Raw genomic sequence first — 16,808 nt, forward strand, 5'->3', positions numbered from 1 at the left:
AATCGGGGGTGTTTCGCGGGGGTCAGAGCCCCAGGTAGGCGCGCCGCAGTTCGTCGCTGCCGAGCAGTTCGCCCGGCAGGCCCGAGAAGCGCACGCTGCCGTTCTCCAGCACGTAGGCGCGGTCGGCGATCTCCAGCGACTGGCCCACGTTCTGCTCGACCAGCATCACGGCGAGGCCGCCGTCGCGCAAGTTGCGGATCAGCGAGAACATCTCTTCGACCAAGAGCGGCGAAAGACCGAGCGAGGGCTCGTCCAGGATCAGCAGCACCGGCTCGGCCATGAGGCCGCGCGCGATGGCCAGCATCTGCTGCTCGCCGCCGCTCATCGTGCCGGCGTGCTGCGCCATGCGCTCGCGCAGCCGCGGGAAGATGTGGAACATCTTCTCGACGTTGGCCACGCGCCGCTCGCGGGCGCGGGTGAAGGAGCCCAGCTCCAGGTTCTCCAGCACGCTCAGGTTGGGAAACACCTTGCGGCCTTCGGGCACCTGGATGAGGCCGGCCTTCACCACATCGCGGTAGTGCGCGCCGCTCAGGTCCTTGCCGTCGAAGCGCACCGTGCCGCCCCAGGCGGGGCACAGGCCGCAGACCATCTTGTTGAGCGTGGACTTGCCCGCGCCGTTGCTGCCGAGCAGCGCGACCATCTCGCCCGCGTTCACCGCGAGGTCGACGCCGCGCAGCACCTCGACGCGGCCGTAGCCGCCGCGCAGGCCTTGAATCTCCAGAAGCGCGCTCATGCCTCGACTCCCGATGCGGCCTTGCGCAACCGCGCCGCGGTGCCATGGCCCAGATAGGCTTCGACGACCTTGTCGTCGGAGGTCACTTGCGCCGGGCTGCCCTCGGCGATCAGCTGGCCCTGCGCGAGCACCCACACGTGTTCGGCCAGGTGCATCACGGCCTGCATGACGTGCTCGATCATCAGCACGGTGACGCCGCTGTCGGCGATGCCGCGCACCACCGGCATCATCTCGGCGATCTCCTGCGGGTTGAGGCCCGCGAGCACTTCGTCGAGCAGCAGCAGGCGCGGCTTGGTGGCGAGCGCGCGCGCCAGTTCGAGGCGCTTGCGGCCGGCCACGGTGAGGTCGGATGCGGGCTTGTCCAGCTGCGGCGCGAGGCCCACGCGCAGCGCGACGGCTTCGGCGTTTCGCAGCGCCTCGGCGCGGCCGCGCACATGCAGGTGCGCGCCGACGGCGATGTTCTCGCGCACGGTCTGCGCGGCGAAGGGCTTCACGATCTGGAAGGTGCGGGTCATGCCGAGCGCCGCGTTGCGGTGCGGCTCGCGGCCGGTGATGTCCTCGCCCGCGAAGCGCACGGTGCCGGTGTCGGGTTTCAGGAACCCCGACATCAACGCGAACAGCGTGGTCTTGCCCGCGCCGTTCGGGCCGATCAGCGCGCTCAGGCTGCCCTCGCGCACCGAGAGGCTCACGTTCTGCACGGCTTTGAGGCCGCCGAAGGAGCGCGAGAGGCCGTCGATGGCCAGCAGGGCGTCAGTCATGGCGGCCTCCCTTCGGCTTCCACAACTGCCGCACCGACAGCCCGATGCCCGCGATGCCGCGCGGCACGAAGATGACGATGAGCACCAGCACCGTGCCGTAGATCACCATGTTGATGCCCGGCAGTTCGCCGAAGAGGTTGCGCGTGAGGTCCGACAGCAGGTGCAGCACGACCGCGCCGAGCACCGGGCCCCACATCGTTCCCATGCCGCCGACGATGGCCGCGACCAGCGCCTCGATCGACACGGCCGGCCCGTAGGCGATGCCCGCGTCGATGTACTGGAACACCTGCACGTAGAAGGCGCCCGCCGCGCCCATGAACGCCGCCGACAGGCCGATGGCGCCGAGCTTCACGCGGAACGGATTGACGCCGACGGCGCGCGCGGCGTCTTCGTTGTCGCGCACCGCCTGCAGGTACGCGCCGAAGCGGCCGTTGCGCAGCCACCAGGTGACCAGCAGCGCCGCGACGACCATCGCGAGCACCACCCAGAGGTAACCCGCACGCGAGGAGAACTGCAGGTTGCCCACCGATTCGCGCAGCGGCACCATGAGCCCGACGCCGCCGCCGGTGAAATCGACCGACAGCGCGAGGATGCGGAACACCTCGGCGAAGGCCAGCGTGACGAGCGCGAAGTACGAGCCCTTCAGGCCGTAGCGGAAGGTGAGCGCACCCATGAAGAGCCCCACCAGCGCCGCGCCGACGATGGCCAGCGGCAGCGCGACCCAGGCGTTGATGCCGCCCTGCAGCTGAGCAATCGCCTGGATGTACGCGCCGGTGCCGAAGAACAGCGCATGCCCGAACGAGAACTGCCCGCCGAAGCCGCCCAGGATGTTCCAGGCCTGCGCGATGAGCGTGGCATAGAGCGCCATCATCACGAAGTTGAGCGTGACGCCCGACTTGGTGACGAACGGCACGCACGCGACCAGCACCGCGAAGAGCGCGATGCCCGCGAGTTGCTTTGCGCCCGCGTTCATGCCTTGGCTCCGAACATGCCCTGCGGCCTGAAGAGCACCACGCCGATGAAGATCGCGAAGATGCCGATCTGCCCGAGCGATTCACCGAGGTACAGGCCGCCGAGCGATTCGACGATGCCCACAAGGAAGCCGCCGATCAGCGCCCCCACGAAGCTGCCCATGCCGCCGAGCACGACGATGGTGAAGGCCACCAGCACGAAGCCGCCGCCCACCTGCGGGTTGACGTAGTACGCCGGCAGCAGGAAGCACGCGGCGGCGCCAAGGCACGCGAGGCCGATGCCGAAGCTCATCGCGTAGACATGGTCCACGTCGATGCCCATGAGCTTGGCGCCCTCCTTCTCTTTCGCGACCGCGCGGATGGCGCGGCCCAGGTCGGTGCGGCCCATGATCCAGAACAGGATGCCCGAGACCACGAGCGCACCCGCGAAGGCCACGAGCTTGGGCACCGCGATCATCGCGGGGCCGATGGCGACGGTGGTGAGCGAATAGGCCGTGTCGATGTTGCGCGTGTCGGACTTGAAGAACAGCAGCGCGAGGTTCTCCATGACGATCGCGATGCCGAGCGTGGCCAGCAGGATGTTCTCGTCCTTGCCGTGCCCCGCGCGGTTGATGACCACGCGCTGCAGCGCATAGCCGAGCGCGAACATGCCCAGCACGACGATGGGCAGCGCGAGGTAGGGGTCGATGCCCAGCTTCTCTTTCAGGAAGTACACCGCGTACAGCGCCAGCATCAGGCTGGCGCCGTGCGCGAAGTTGATGATGTGCAGGACGCCGTAGATCAGCGTGAGCCCCAGCGCGATCAGTGCGTACACCGCGCCCGTCGTCAGCCCGTTCAGGACCGACGGGAAAAGAATGCCGAAATCGAACATCCCGCCTTCCGCCTCAGGCCGCGCGCAGCGGGAACACCGGGTCCACTTCGCGGTAGTCGCGCGGGATGATGACCTTGATGTCGTTCTTCACCACCTGCGTCATCAGCGGCTGCGCACCTTCGTTCTGGCCGTTGACGAACTTGGTCGGGCCGTAGGGCATGAAGTGGTTCGAGAAGGTGCTCTTCTCCAGCGCATCGACGATGGCCGCGCGCTCGGTGGACTTGGCGCGCTCCAGCGCATCGGCCAAGAGCCACATCGAGGCGTAGGTCATGAAGACCTCGTAGCTGAAGAACTGGCCCTTGGCCTCCACGCGCTTGCGCAGGTCCTGCGCGCGCTTGTCCTTGGGGTTGAACCAGTGGTTGCAGTCGATGATGCCGTTGGCCGCGTCCGGAAATTCCTTCACGAACTTGTAGCTCGAGGCCGCGCCGCCCAGCACCGAGAAGATCGCCTTGGGCACCACCTTCTGCTGCTGCATGGTGCGCACGAGCAGCGCGTACTCGTTGTAGTAGTTGGCCGGGATCACGATGTCGGGGTTGATCGACTTCATGCGCAGCACGATGTTGTTGAAGTCGCGCGTGGGGTTCGCGTGCTTGACCACTTCCTTCACCTCGAAGCCGTAGCCCGGCAACTCGCGCGAGAGCAGCTGCGCGGTGCCGGCGCCGAAAAGCGACTCCTCGTGGATGATCATCACGGTCTTGGCCGGGTTGCCCGCAGCCTTGTTGAGCACCAGCAGGTTGGCCATGGCCACCTCGGTCGATTTCTTGTAGCCCGGGCCGAAGCGGAAGGTGTTCTTCAGGCCGCGCTCCACGATCTGGTCGGCCACGCCCACGTCCACCACGTGCGGCAGGTTGTACTTGGCCGCGGCCTGCGTGGTTGCGAGGCAAATGGCCGAGGCATACGCGCCCACGATGGCCGAGACGCCGGCCTCGTTCATCTTCTCGACCTCGGCGGCGCCGGCCTGCGGCTGCGACTGCGCATCGCCCAGCAGCGCTTCGAGCTTCGCGCCGCCGAGCGACTTGATGCCGCCGGCCGCGTTGATGTCCTCGATGGCCATGAGCGCGCCGAGGCGGCACTGCTGGCCCGAATAGGCGAGCGCGCCGGTGACCGGGTGCAGCACGCCGACCTTGACGGCCTTGGGCTGCGCGCCGGCCACGAGCGGGAAGGCAACGGCGGTCGCCAGGGCGGCGGACTGCGACACGAAACTGCGGCGGTTCTGCATGGTGGGCTTTCCTTTTTCTCTTCAGTTGAACTGGGCTGACACGTCTTTGCTGACCCACACCTTCGCGTCGATGCTGCCCACGCGGGAGAGCTGCATTTCGTAGGTGTAGCGGTCGGGGCGGTAGAGGCCGTGCAGCCACTGCACGGGCCGCTCGTCTTCGTCGTAGATGAGGCGGCGCACCGCGAGCAGGGCCGAGCCGACCGAGACATCCAGGTGCTGCGCGATCACGTTGTCGGCCAGGCGCGCGGAGATCGTCTGATGCGCGCGGCCCACCTTGACGCCCGACTCCTCCAGCAGCACGAGGATCGGCTTCTTGGAGAGCTCGCGGCGGCCGAAGCGGCGCGCGATGGTGTCGGGCACGTAGGTGGTGATGTGGGAGAGCGGCCCCTCCTTGGTGGCGCGCACGCGCACCGCCTTCTGCACCGCGTCGCCCAGCTTCAGCTGCAGCGCCTCGGCCACCTGCGTGGAGGCGGTGATGGTCGCGACCTCGATCACCTTCACCGAGGTGTGCAGGCCCATGGTGACCAGGTTCTCCAGCAGGCCGCGCAGGTTGGCGCGCTCCAGGTTCTTCGTGCCCGGCTGTTCACCGGCGGCCGGTGGCGGCAATGCGCGCGTGCGGCGGCCGGGGTTGCGTTCGATCAGCCCTTCGGAGGAGAGCTGCTCGAGCGCGCGGCGCACCGTGACGCGGGCCACGCCGAACTGCGCCATGAGCGCCAGTTCGCCGGGAAGGCCTTCCGCAAAACGCCCCTCGTGCAACTGCTCACGCAGGACCAGATAGATCTGGTGGTATTTCGGCAAAGGCATTTGCGACATGCCTTTGATGTTTTTGCAGTTTCAATGTTCTGTCAATGGGACATTTAAAACCGAAGGCCGCGCTGCCAGGCGCCGGGGGTGAAACCGAACTGGCGCGTGAAGATGCGCGTCATGTGGCTTTGGTCGGCGAAGCCGCTGGCCGCCGCGGCCTCCGCAAGACCGGCGCCGTGGCGGATCAGGTGGCGCGCGCGTTCGCTGCGCTGCAGCACGAGCCATGCGTGCGGGGGCACGCCGTACGTTTTCTCGAAGCGCCGCAGCACCTGGTAGGTGCTCAGGCCCGTCATCGCGGCGAGTTCGGCGAGCGTGGGCGGCGCGAGCAGTTCGTCGGCGAGGCGCTCGCGCACCTGCCGCACGTCGGCGGATGCTTCGCGCGAAGGCGCGGCGGTGGAGTGGTTGTCTCGCAGCAGGCCGCAGACTTCGGCCATCGATTCTTCGCAGGCGAGCGATTCGGCGCGGCGCGCGTCCGGCGAGGCGATGCGCCAATCGTCGAGCCGGGTGAACAGGCGGCGCAATGTGTCGCCGAGCCTTGCGTCCTGGATGACGGGACGCGTCAACGCCACATCGGCGGCGACATCGCCATTCATCGCGGCCATGACGCCGGCATCGAAATACACCATGCGCCAACGGCGCGACGGCCCGCCGAGCGGCTGGCCGTCATGCACTTCACCGGGGTTGGTGGCGATCAAATCGCCGACATACGCATCGACCTTGCCGCGCCCGCTGGCCGAGCGCTGCGCGCCCTGCTCCAAGAGGCCCAATCCGTAGGTGGAATGCCAGTGCCGGCCGTAGTGGCGGGCACTCTCGATCGCGGTGCCGTGCACGCCCTCCCAGGGCGTGCCGAACACCTGCGATCGATGGTCCGGCGGCGTCTTCATCCGCCGGATGATCGCAGAGGATCAGAGCTTGAAGGGAATCACTTCCTGGCGTTGTTCGCCGAGGCCCTCGATGCCCAGCGTCATCACGTCGCCCTTCTTCAGGAACAGCGGCGGCTTCATGCCCATGCCGACGCCGGGCGGCGTGCCGGTGGTGATCACGTCGCCGGGCATCAGCGTCATGAACTGGCTCACGTAACTCACGATCTTGGCGACCGTGAAGATCATGGTCTTGGTGCTGCCCGTTTGCACGCGCTGGCCATTGAGGTCGAGCCACATCGCGAGCTTCTGGGGGTTCTCGATTTCGTCGCGCGTCACGAGCCACGGGCCGAGCGGGCCGAAGGTGTCGCAACCCTTGCCCTTGTCCCAGGTGCCGCCGCGCTCGATCTGGTATTCGCGCTCGCTCACGTCGTTGATCGTGCAGTAGCCGGCCACGTAGTCGAGCGCGCTCTTCTGCGAGACGTAGCGCGCCTGGGTGCCGATGACCACGCCGAGCTCGACTTCCCAGTCGGACTTGACCGAGCCCTTGGGCAGCATCACCGGGTCGTTCGGGCCCTGGATGCAGCTGGTGGCCTTCATGAAGACCACGGGTTCCTTGGGCACCGGCAGGCCCGATTCGGCCGCGTGGTCCGCATAGTTCAGGCCGATGGCGATGAACTTGCCGACGTTGGCCACGGGGCTGCCCAGGCGCGGCTTGCCCTTGACCAGCGGCAGCTTGTCCAGCTTGGTCTTGCGCAGCTTGGCAATGGCGGCATCGCCGAGCTGGTCGGGACCGATGTCCTTGACGATGGCGCTCAGGTCGCGCAGCTTGCCTTCGCTGTCGATGAGGCCGGGCTTCTCCTTGCCGGGGTTGCCGTAACGGACGAGTTTCATGCTTTCCTTTCAGTGCATTGAATGATCAATAAGTGGAGCGGCCACCCGACAGGTCGAAGACCGCGCCGGTGGAGAACGAGCAATCCTCGGTGCAGAGCCAGCCGACCATCGCGGCCACCTCCTCCACCGCGCCGAATCGGCCCATGGGTATTTTCGACAACATGAACGCGATGTGCTCGGGCGTCATCTGGTCGAAGATCGCGGTCTTCACCGCCGCGGGCGTCACGCAGTTCACGCGGATGCCGGTGTCGGCCAGTTCCTTGCCGAGCGACTTGGTGATGCCGATGACGGCGGCCTTGCTCGCGCTGTAGGCGCTGGCGTTGGGGTTGCCCTCCTTGCCCGCCACCGAGGCGATGTTGACGATGCGCCCGTAGCCCTGTTTGCGCATCTGGCCGACCACCTCGCGGCAGCACAGGAACACGCCGTTGATGTTGACCTCCATCACCTGGCGCCAGTCGTCCACCGGGTAGTCCCACAGCTTGACGTTGGGACCGGTGATGCCGGCGCTGTTGACCAGCGCGTCGATGCGCCCCGCGTGCGCGAGCGTCGCGGCCACGGCCTTGGCGACCGAGGGCTGCTGCGACACATCGACCTTCAGCGCGAAGGCCTTGTCGCCGAGCGCCTCGGCGGCATGGTTGGCTGCCGCCTCGTCGCGGTCCCACAGCGTGACGCTGCCGCCCGATGCCACCAGCCGCTGCGCGATGCCCAAACCCAGGCCTGTGGCGCCGCCGGTGATGACCGCGTGCCGGCCGGTGAAGTCGAGCTGGTTCATATCGTGATGCCGCCGTCGACGGTGAAGAACTGGCCGGTCGCGAAGATCGATTCGTCGCTCGCGAGGAACACCACCACGGGCGCGATTTCTTCGGCCTGCGCGAGCCGGCCCATCGGCTGGCGCGCGATGAAGGCCTTGCGCGCCTCCTCGGGGTCGGCGTTGGCGTTGATGCGGTCGCCCAGCGACGGCGTATCGACCGTGCCCGGGCACACCGCATTGCAGCGGATGCCCTTGGTCACGTAGTCGGCCGCCACGCTCTTGGTGAGGCCGAGCACCGCGGCCTTGGTGGTGCCGTAGACGAAGCGGTTGGGCAGGCCCTTCATGCTGGAGCACACGCTCGCCATGTTGATGATGCTGCCGCGCCCGGCCTTGAGCATGCCGGGCAGCACGGCCTGGATGGTCCACATCTGCGCGCGCACGTTGAGCGCGAAGGCAAAGGCCAGGTCGTCGTCGCTCGCCTGCTCGATGGTGCCGTTGTGCACCACGCCCGCGCAGTTGAAGAGCACGTCCAGCGCGGGAAGCCTGGCGAACAGCCCGCCGATGGCGGCCTTGTCGAGCACGTCGAGCTTCACGGCCGTGACGTTCGCGACGCCGGCGTAGCGCTCCAGCAGCTTCTCGTTGACGTCGGTGGCCCAGACCTGGGCGCCTTCGGCGGCGAGCGCCAGCACGCTCGCGTGGCCGATGCCCTGGCCGGCGGCAGTGACGAGCGCGGTCTTTCCCTTCAATCGCATGGTGTCTGTCTCCAATTCGGGTTTGGCCCGATGGGTGACACGGGCGGCACATCGTATTCTGAATTGGCCTTACCACTTGTCCAATTCAGGACAACCCTTAACCCTGTTCGTTCACCCACCCCTCGCTCCCCTCGTGCCCCTCCAGACTGTCGAACCCCAGCGCCTCTATCGCCAGATCGCCGACCAGCTGCGCGCGCTGATCGCCAAGGGCGAGTTCGCCGTGGGCGCGCGCCTGTCCGCCGAGCGCGACCTGGCCAAGCAGCTGGGCGTGAGCCGCCCCTCGGTGCGCGAGGCGCTGATCGCGCTCGAAGTCGAGGGCTGGGTCGAGGTGCGCACGGGCTCGGGCGTGTACGTGCTCGACCGCTCGCACCGGGCCGCCGCGCCGGTCGCGCCCACCGAATGGGGGCCGCTCGAGCTGATCCGCGCGCGCCGCGTGATCGAGGGCGAGACGGCCGCCATCGCCGCCCTCGCCGGCAAGCGCAAGGACGTCGATGCGATGACGCGCGCCATCGAAGTGATGCGCGAGATGGCCGACCGCAAGGTGATGCCGCTGGAGGGCGATCGCGCTTTTCACCTGTCCATCGTCAATGCCAGCGGCAACGCGGTGCTGGTGGAGACGGTGCAGAACTTCTGGGACTCGCGCAACGGCCCGATCTTCACGCGCCTGGGCGGCTACTTCGAGAACGTTTCTTCCTGGCGCTCGGCCATTTCCGAGCACGAGGCCATCCGCGATGCGGTGGCCGCCCGCGACGCCGAGGGGGCACGTGCCGCGATGCACGCGCACATGGACAAGTCGCACCAGCGATTCAGCGCGAGCTGGCGACGCGCGAAGCCTTCCTGATTTTTTCGCCAGCGGTTTACCTGAATTTTTTCTGCCATGACTACAACGGAGACAAGCCACATGACCAGCAACAGCAGCAAGAACAGCAAACGCACCGCCCTCAAGGCCCTGGCCGCCTGCGCCCTCGCGGCCGGCGCACTGGGCGTTTCGGGCATCGCCTCGGCTCAGACCAAGCTCAAGTGGGCCCACGTCTACGAGACCTCCGAGCCCTTCCACAAGTACTCGGTGTGGGCGGCCGAGGAGATCAAGAAGCGCACCAACGGCAAGTACGACATCCAGGTGTTCCCGGCCTCCACGCTCGGCAAGGAAGCCGACATCAACCAGGGCCTGACGCTGGGCACGGTGGACATCATCCTGTCGGGCGCGAGCTTCGCGGGGCGCACCTACACGCCGCTGGCGATCTCGTACTTTCCCTTCATCTTCCGCGACGCCGAGCACCAGCTGAAGTACGCCAAGAGCGACGTGTTCAACGAGCTCGCCAAGGGCTACGACGACAAGAGCGGCAACCACATCACCGCGCTGAGCTACTACGGCGCGCGCCACGTGACATCGAGCGCCGCGCGGCCGGTGAGCAAGCCCGAGGACATGAAGGGCCTGAAGATCCGCGTGCCCGACGCGCCGGCCTACCTCGCCTTCCCGAAGGCGCTGGGCGCCAACCCGACGCCGATCGCCTTCGCCGAGGTGTACCTGGCCCTGCAGAACAACACGGTCGATGCGCAGGAGAACCCGCTGCCCACCATCGAGGCCAAGAAGTTCTTCGAGGTGCAGAAGAACATTTCGCTCACGGGCCACATCGTCGATTCGCTGCTCACGATCTGCTCGGGGCAGCTGTGGGCGAAGCTCTCGGCGGATGAAAAGAAGATCTTCACCGACGTGATGCAGGAGGCCGCCGAGAAGACCGGCCGCGAAATCATCGCCTCCGAGGCGCGGCTGGTGGAAGAGTTCAAGAAGAAGGGCAACAACGTGATCACGGTCGACAAGAACGCGTTCCGCGAAGCGGTGCTGAAAGCCACCAAGCCCACCGACCAAGGCTACCGCCAGCAAGACTACGACCGCATCCTCGCCATCAAGTGAGCTAACCCCCTTGCAGGGGGCGATACCTGAGGCCCGGCAAAGCCGGTTCCTCGGTATCCCCATGAAACACCCATCGCACCATCTGGATCTGTATGACTGAACAAAAGATCATCGACGACGAAGGCCACTTCCATGCGCAGGACGAGGTGGTCGACCTGTCGGACACCATCGCCGAGGGCTGGATCTCGCTGGCCATCTTCTGGCTCCTGGGCCTCACGGTTTTCTACCAGTTCGTCACGCGCTATGTGATGAACGACTCGGCCGCCTGGACCGAGGAGGTGGCGCGCTACATGCTCATCGGCGTGGTCTTCATCGGCGCGGCGGTGGGGGTGGCGAAGAACAACCAGATCCAGGTCGACTTCTTCTACCGCCACATGCCGCGCGCCATGGGCCGCGTGCTCTCGATGGTGGTGGACGTGCTGCGCACCGCCTTCTTCGTGGCGGCCGTGGTGATGACCATCCAGATGATGATGAAGATCGGCAACCAGACGCGCATGACCATCGTGGACCTGCCGATGAACGTGGTGTACGCGCTGTGCGTCTTCGGCTTCGCCGCCATGGCGTGGCGCTCGCTGCAGGTGCTGCGCATCCACTGGAAGCGCGGCTACAGCGTGCTGGAGCGCCCCGAGTCGACGCTGTCCGACCACTGACCGCGCGACCGCTGACCACGCACTGCAACGCCAAGAAAAAGACCCATGCTGAAAATCATCTTCCTGTTCTTCATGGCCGGCGGCATCCCCGTGGCCATCGCCATGGCCGGCGCCTCGCTGGTCTACATCCTGGTGAGCGACAGCACGTTGCCGCCCTTCGTGGTGATCCACCGGATGGTGAGCGGCATCGACAGCTTTCCGCTGCTCGCGGTGCCCTTCTTCATCCTGGCCGGCAACCTGATGAACAACGCCGGCATCACCACCCGCATCTACAACTTCGCGCTCGCGCTGGTGGGCTGGCTCAAGGGGGGCCTGGGCCACGTGAACGTGCTGGGCTCGGTGATCTTCGCGGGCATGAGCGGCACGGCCATCGCCGATGCCGCGGGCCTGGGGACCATCGAGATCAAGGCGATGAAGGAGCACGGCTACTCGACCGAGTTCGCCGTGGGCGTGACGGCCGCTTCGGCCACGCTGGGCCCGATCATTCCGCCGAGCCTGCCCTTCGTGATCTACGGGATGATGGCCAACGTGTCGGTGGGCGCGCTGTTCCTGGCGGGCATCCTGCCCGGCGCGATGCTCGCCGTCCTCATGATGCTCACGGTGGCCTACTACGCGCACAAGAACAAGTGGGGCGCGGACGTGAAGTTCTCGCGCACCCGGCTCTTCAAGGCGCTGATGGAGCTGGCCGTGGTGATCGGCTGGCCCATGCTGCTGTGGGTGCTGGTGGTCAAGCTGGGCACGCCACCGCAGCTCACGGTGTTCGCGGGGCTGGCCTCGCTCTTCGTGCTGGACAAGATCTTCAACTTCGAGGCGCTGCTGCCCATCATGACGCCGGTGCTGCTGATCGGCGGCATGACCACGGGCCTCTTCACGCCCACCGAGGGCGCCATCGCGGCCTGCGTGTGGGCCATGATCCTCGGGTTCGCGTGGTACCGCACGCTCTCGTGGAAGATGTTCGTGAAGGTGTGCCTGGACACCATCGAGACCACGAGCACGGTGCTCTTCATCGTGGCGGCGGCATCGATCTTCGGCTGGATGCTCACGGCCACGGGCGTGACCACCGACATCGCCGCGTGGGTGCTGGGCTTCACCAAGGAAGCCTGGGTGTTCCTGCTGCTGGCCAACCTGCTGATGCTCTTCGTGGGGTGCTTCCTGGAGCCGACCGCGGCCATCACGATCCTCGTGCCCATCCTCTTGCCCATTGCCACGCAGCTGGGCGTGGACCCGATCCACTTCGGCCTGGTGATGGTGCTCAACCTCATGATCGGCCTCTTGCACCCGCCCATGGGCATGGTGCTGTTCGTGCTGGCGCGCGTGGCGGGCCTGAGCTTCGAGCGCACGACGATGGCGATTCTTCCGTGGCTGGTGCCGCTCTTGCTGAGCCTGGGCGTGATCACCTACATGCCCAAGCTCGTGCTGTGGCTGCCCAAGATGTTCTTCTGACCATGACCCCCTACATCCGACTCCATCCCGCCGACGACGTCGTCATCGCGCGCTCGCAATTGCTCGGCGGCACGCTCGTCGAGGACGTGGCCGTGCGCGGCCTCATACCGCCGGGCCACAAGGTCGCGATGCGCGCGATTGCGCAGGGCGAACCGGTGCGGCGCTACAACCAGATCATCGGCTTCGCGAGCAAGCCGATCGCGCCCGGCGAACACGTGCACACGCAGAACCTGGACATGGGGCCGGACAAGGGGGACTTTGCGCGCGACTACGCCTTCGGCGCCGACGTGAAGCCCGCGCCCGCCAAACGCGAGGCGACGTTCATGGGCATCAAGCGCGCCGACGGCCGCGTGGCCACGCGCAACTACATCGGCGTGCTGACCAGCGTGAACTGTTCGGCCACGGCTGCGCGCGCCATTGCCGATCACTTCTCGCGCCGGACCAACCCTTCCGCGCTCGCAGCATTCCCCAACGTGGACGGCATCGTCGCGCTGACGCACGGCACTGGCTGCGGCATGGACACCGAGGGCATGGGCATGCAGGTGCTCTCGCGCACGCTCACGGGCTACGCCACACACCCGAACTTCGCGGGCGTGCTGGTGGTCGGGCTCGGCTGCGAGGCCAACCAGATCAACGCATGGCTCGCGACCGGTCACCTGGCCGAAGGCGAGAACTTCCGCACCTTCAACATCCAGGACACGGGCGGCACGCGCAAGACGGTCGAGAAGGGCGTGGCGCTCATCAACGAGATGCTGCCGCGCGCCAATGCGGTGAAGCGCGAGCCGTGCAGCGCGGCGCACATCACCATCGGGCTGCAGTGCGGCGGCTCGGACGGCTACTCGGGCATCAGCGCGAACCCGGCGCTCGGCGCCGCGGTCGATCTGCTGGTGGCGCACGGCGGCACGGCGATCCTGAGCGAAACGCCCGAGGTCTACGGCGCCGAGCACTTGCTCACGCGCCGCGCGGTGAGGCGCGAAGTGGGCCAGAAGCTGGTGGACCGCATCAAGTGGTGGGAGCACTACACCGAGATCAACGAAGGCGAGATGAACAACAACCCCTCGCCGGGCAACAAGGCGGGCGGGCTCACCACGATCCTGGAGAAGTCGCTGGGAGCGGTCGCCAAGGGCGGCACCAGCAACCTGGAGGCGGTGTACGAATACGCGGAGCCCGTGACCGCGCACGGCTTCGTCTACATGGACACGCCCGGCTACGACCCGGTGAGCGCGACGGGCCAGGTGGCCGGCGGCGCGAACCTGATCTGCTTCACCACCGGCCGCGGCTCGGCCTACGGCTGCGCGCCCTCGCCTTCGCTCAAGCTCGCGACCAACTCGGCGCTGTGGCAGCGGCAGGAAGAGGACATGGACATCAACTGCGGCGAGATCGTCGACGGCACGGCCTCGATCCAGGAGATGGGGCAGCGCATCTTCGAGCTGGTGCTGGCCACCGCTTCGGGCACGCAGTCCAAGAGCGAGCAGCACGGCTACGGGCAGAACGAATTCGTGCCGTGGCAGGTCGGCGCCGTCATGTAACCCCACACCGCCTTGATGCCGCGCTCTGGCCGGCGCGTCATCGCACCACGGGCATCCGCAGGAGACAACTGGAGTCGGGACAGCGGCTTCAGCCAAAGAAGGACAACCCCATGAACAAGATCCGACTCTCATCCACCGCACTGGCCGCCGCGCTCGTGCTGGGCGCCGCCGCACTGCACCTGCCGGCCAGCGCGGCCGACACCAAGGCCAGGAAGATCGCGCTGTCGAACAACTTCGCGGGCAACTCGTGGCGACAGGCCATGCTCAAGAGCTGGGACAAGGTCACCAAGGACGCGGTCGCCAAGGGCGTGGTGGCGCAGGCGCCCAGCTTCACCACCTCGGAGAACCAGGCCACCGAGCAGGCCGCGCAGATCCAGAACATGATCCTGCAAGGCTTCGACGCCATCGTGATCAATGCGGCATCGCCCACCGCCCTGAACGGCGCGGTCAAGCAGGCCTGCGACGCGGGCATCGTGGTGGTGTCGTTCGACGGCATCGTGACCGAGCCCTGCGCCTACCGCATCGCGGTGGACTTCAAGCAACTGGGCCAGATGCAGATCGACTACTTCGCCAGCCGCGGGCTCAAGGGAAACCTGCTGGAGGTGCGGGGCCTGGCGGGCGTGTTCGTGGACGACGAGATCCACCAGGGCATCACCGCGGCCGTGGCCAAGCGGCCCGAGTACAAGATCGTCGGCTCGGTGCACGGCAACTGGACGCAGACCGTGGCGCAGAAGGAGGTGTCGGCCATCCTCTCGACGCTGCCGCAGGTGACGGCGGTGGCCACGCAGGGCGGCGACGGCTACGGCGTGGCGCAGGCCTTCAAGGCCGCGGGCCGGCCCACGCCGGTGATCTTCATGGGCAACCGGCAGGACGAGCTTGCGTGGTGGAAGGAGCAGCGCGACGCCAACAAGTACCAGACCATGTCGGCCAGCATCGCGCCGGGCGCCTCGACCTTCGCCTTCTGGGTGGCGCAGCAGATCCTCTCGGGCGCCAAGGTGCCCAAGGACATGAAACTGCCGATCAGCGTGGTGACCCAAGAGACGCTGGACGATGCGGTCAAGAAGACCGAGGTCGGCAGCGTGGTGAACGTCGAGTACTCGCAGAAGGAAGTCATCGACTTCATTGCCAAGGCCAAGTAAGCCGCGATGCAAGTCTCATCGCAAGCTTTCGCGGGCTCGGTGCTGGCCGATGTCCGCGGCGCCGCGCGCGCCTTCGGCGCCGTTCAGGCGCTGCGCGGTGTCGACCTGCAACTGCGGCGCGGCGAATGCGTGGGCCTGGTCGGACACAACGGCGCGGGCAAGTCCACGCTGGTCAACATCCTGTGCGGCGCGCTGGCACCGGACCGTGGCGAGCTGCACTTTGCCGGCCGGCCGGCGGACGGCGCCGCGTGGAGCCTGCGCGAGGCGCGGCGCTGGGGGCTGCGCTGCGTGTTCCAGGAACTGTCGCTGTGCGACAACCTCACGCTCGCGGAGAACATGCGAATCGCGCAGCCGCAGTCGGCCGAGTGGGCCTGGCGCAAGCGCGCGGGCGCGCAGCTGATGGCCACGCTGGAGCGCATCTTCCCGGGCCACGGCCTGCGGCCCGACGACGTGGTGGGCGAGCTGCCGATCGGCAAGCGCCAGATCGTGGAGGTGGCGCGCGCATTCACGCCGGGCGCGCAGCCGCTCGAATTGATGATCCTGGACGAGCCGACCTCCTCGCTCGACGGGCAGGCCGCCGCGCAGCTGCTGGCCTACATCCGCAGCTTCGTGGCCGAGGGCAAGACCTGCGTGCTGATCACGCACAAGCTGCGCGAGATCTTCGCGGTGACCGACAGGCTGGTCGTGATGCGCGACGGACAGGTGGTGCGGGCCACGCCGACCGCCGAGACCGACCGAGAGCGGCTGGTTTCGGCGATGGGGCAGGCGGTGGTCAACGACGCGCCACAGGCCGCGGCGGCTCGCACGCGCACGGGCGGCGGCCACGCGCAAACCGTGCAGGACGTGGTGCAGGTGCGGGCCTCCCCGCAGCGCGGCATCGCCCTGCGCGCGGCGCGCGGCGAGGTGATCGGCCTGGCGGGGCTGGCCGGGCACGGGCAGACCGAGATGCTGCTCGCGCTGCAGGAAACCTCGCAGCACAGGAACACGGACGCGATGCGCGTCCAGGGCGGCACCGCGTTCGTGGCCGGCGACCGGCAGACCGACGGCGTGTTCGCGCTCTGGTCCATCGCCCGCAACATGACGGTGGGCTGGCTCGCGCAACTGCGCGCCCGCAGCCCGCTGATCGACCTGAAGCAGGAGCAGCAGCAGGCCCAGCAATGGCGCCAGCGCCTGGGCCTGGTCACGCCCGACATGGACCTGCCCATCGGCTCGCTCTCGGGCGGCAACCAGCAGAAGGTGCTGTTCGCGCGGGCGCTGGGCTCCCGGGCGCCGGTGATCTTGATGGACGACCCGATGCGCGGCGTCGATGTCGGCACCAAGCGCGACGTGTACGCGCTCATCCGCCAGGAGGCCCGGGGCGGGCGCACCTTCGTCTGGTACACGACCGAATTCGACGAGCTGCACCATTGCGACCGCGTCTACGTGTTCAGCAACGGGCGCGTGGTTGGCGAACTGGCCGGCGACGACATCAGCGAGGAGCGCGTGGTGGCACTTTCCTTCGAGGAGGCCGCGGCATGAG

Annotated in this window: 17 protein-coding genes; 7 read left to right on the forward strand and 10 right to left on the reverse strand. The window is 67.4% G+C overall.

What is annotated here, in order from left to right:
- Positions 1–22: 22 nt before the first annotated feature.
- The 10 genes from JC881_RS14080 to JC881_RS14125 are packed head-to-tail and all read right to left on the reverse strand — an operon-like array spanning position 23 to position 8,613.
- Positions 23–733 carry an ABC transporter ATP-binding protein gene (locus tag JC881_RS14080; RefSeq protein ID WP_198786323.1) on the reverse strand — a complete coding sequence of 237 codons (711 nt, stop codon included), beginning with the start codon at positions 731–733 and terminating at the stop codon, positions 23–25.
- The gene (locus JC881_RS14085; RefSeq protein ID WP_198786324.1) at positions 730–1,491 is read right to left on the reverse strand and encodes an ABC transporter ATP-binding protein; all 762 of its coding nucleotides are present in this window, start codon (positions 1,489–1,491) and stop codon (positions 730–732) included. Before JC881_RS14085 ends, JC881_RS14080 begins: the two co-directional genes overlap by 4 nt.
- Positions 1,484–2,464: a branched-chain amino acid ABC transporter permease gene (locus JC881_RS14090; RefSeq protein ID WP_198786325.1), complete on the reverse strand. Its 981-nt coding sequence runs from the start codon at positions 2,462–2,464 to the stop codon at positions 1,484–1,486. The genes JC881_RS14085 and JC881_RS14090 overlap by 8 nt, the downstream gene beginning before the upstream one ends.
- Positions 2,461–3,333, reverse strand: coding sequence for a branched-chain amino acid ABC transporter permease (locus JC881_RS14095; protein WP_198786326.1), 873 nt, complete (start codon positions 3,331–3,333; stop codon positions 2,461–2,463). The genes JC881_RS14090 and JC881_RS14095 overlap by 4 nt, the downstream gene beginning before the upstream one ends.
- Positions 3,334–3,346: 13 nt before the next feature.
- Positions 3,347–4,552: an ABC transporter substrate-binding protein gene (locus tag JC881_RS14100; protein WP_198786327.1), complete on the reverse strand. Its 1,206-nt coding sequence runs from the start codon at positions 4,550–4,552 to the stop codon at positions 3,347–3,349.
- A gap of 21 nt (positions 4,553–4,573) precedes the next feature.
- Positions 4,574–5,356, reverse strand: coding sequence for a GntR family transcriptional regulator (locus JC881_RS14105; RefSeq protein ID WP_198786328.1), 783 nt, complete (start codon positions 5,354–5,356; stop codon positions 4,574–4,576).
- Positions 5,357–5,409: 53 nt separating this feature from the next.
- A complete protein-coding gene (locus JC881_RS14110) occupies positions 5,410–6,240 on the reverse strand; it encodes an AraC family transcriptional regulator (RefSeq protein WP_198786329.1) in 831 nt (276 codons plus the stop codon).
- A 21-nt stretch (positions 6,241–6,261) separates the two neighbouring features.
- Positions 6,262–7,110 carry a fumarylacetoacetate hydrolase family protein gene (locus JC881_RS14115; protein WP_198786330.1) on the reverse strand — a complete coding sequence of 283 codons (849 nt, stop codon included), beginning with the start codon at positions 7,108–7,110 and terminating at the stop codon, positions 6,262–6,264.
- Positions 7,111–7,135: 25 nt separating this feature from the next.
- Positions 7,136–7,882, reverse strand: coding sequence for an SDR family NAD(P)-dependent oxidoreductase (locus JC881_RS14120; RefSeq protein ID WP_198786331.1), 747 nt, complete (start codon positions 7,880–7,882; stop codon positions 7,136–7,138).
- Positions 7,879–8,613 (reverse strand): SDR family oxidoreductase, encoded by a 735-nt coding sequence (locus tag JC881_RS14125; protein WP_198786332.1) that lies wholly within the window; start codon positions 8,611–8,613, stop codon positions 7,879–7,881. The genes JC881_RS14120 and JC881_RS14125 overlap by 4 nt, the downstream gene beginning before the upstream one ends.
- Before the next feature lie 133 nt (positions 8,614–8,746).
- Between JC881_RS14125 and JC881_RS14130 the strand changes: the two genes are divergently transcribed.
- The 7 genes from JC881_RS14130 to JC881_RS14160 all read left to right on the forward strand — a co-directional run bounded on the left by JC881_RS14130 (position 8,747) and on the right by JC881_RS14160 (position 16,807).
- Positions 8,747–9,454: a FadR/GntR family transcriptional regulator gene (locus JC881_RS14130; RefSeq protein WP_198786333.1), complete on the forward strand. Its 708-nt coding sequence runs from the start codon at positions 8,747–8,749 to the stop codon at positions 9,452–9,454.
- 60 nt (positions 9,455–9,514) lie between these two features.
- The gene (locus tag JC881_RS14135) at positions 9,515–10,528 is read left to right on the forward strand and encodes a sialic acid TRAP transporter substrate-binding protein SiaP (protein ID WP_198786334.1); all 1,014 of its coding nucleotides are present in this window, start codon (positions 9,515–9,517) and stop codon (positions 10,526–10,528) included.
- A gap of 92 nt (positions 10,529–10,620) precedes the next feature.
- Complete coding sequence (locus JC881_RS14140; protein WP_198786335.1) at positions 10,621–11,178, forward strand: TRAP transporter small permease; 558 nt, start codon at positions 10,621–10,623, stop codon at positions 11,176–11,178.
- A 45-nt stretch (positions 11,179–11,223) separates the two neighbouring features.
- Positions 11,224–12,621 carry a TRAP transporter large permease gene (locus JC881_RS14145; protein ID WP_198786336.1) on the forward strand — a complete coding sequence of 466 codons (1,398 nt, stop codon included), beginning with the start codon at positions 11,224–11,226 and terminating at the stop codon, positions 12,619–12,621.
- Positions 12,622–12,623: 2 nt separating this feature from the next.
- A complete protein-coding gene (locus JC881_RS14150; RefSeq protein WP_198786337.1) occupies positions 12,624–14,150 on the forward strand; it encodes a UxaA family hydrolase in 1,527 nt (508 codons plus the stop codon).
- A gap of 110 nt (positions 14,151–14,260) precedes the next feature.
- Positions 14,261–15,289 carry an ABC transporter substrate-binding protein gene (locus tag JC881_RS14155; RefSeq protein WP_198786338.1) on the forward strand — a complete coding sequence of 343 codons (1,029 nt, stop codon included), beginning with the start codon at positions 14,261–14,263 and terminating at the stop codon, positions 15,287–15,289.
- A 6-nt stretch (positions 15,290–15,295) separates the two neighbouring features.
- Positions 15,296–16,807 (forward strand): sugar ABC transporter ATP-binding protein, encoded by a 1,512-nt coding sequence (locus JC881_RS14160; protein WP_198786339.1) that lies wholly within the window; start codon positions 15,296–15,298, stop codon positions 16,805–16,807.
- Position 16,808 lies beyond the last annotated feature (1 nt).

The sequence above is a fragment of the Variovorax sp. IB41 genome (assembly GCF_016405905.1).
Lineage (GTDB): Bacteria > Pseudomonadota > Gammaproteobacteria > Burkholderiales > Burkholderiaceae_C > Variovorax.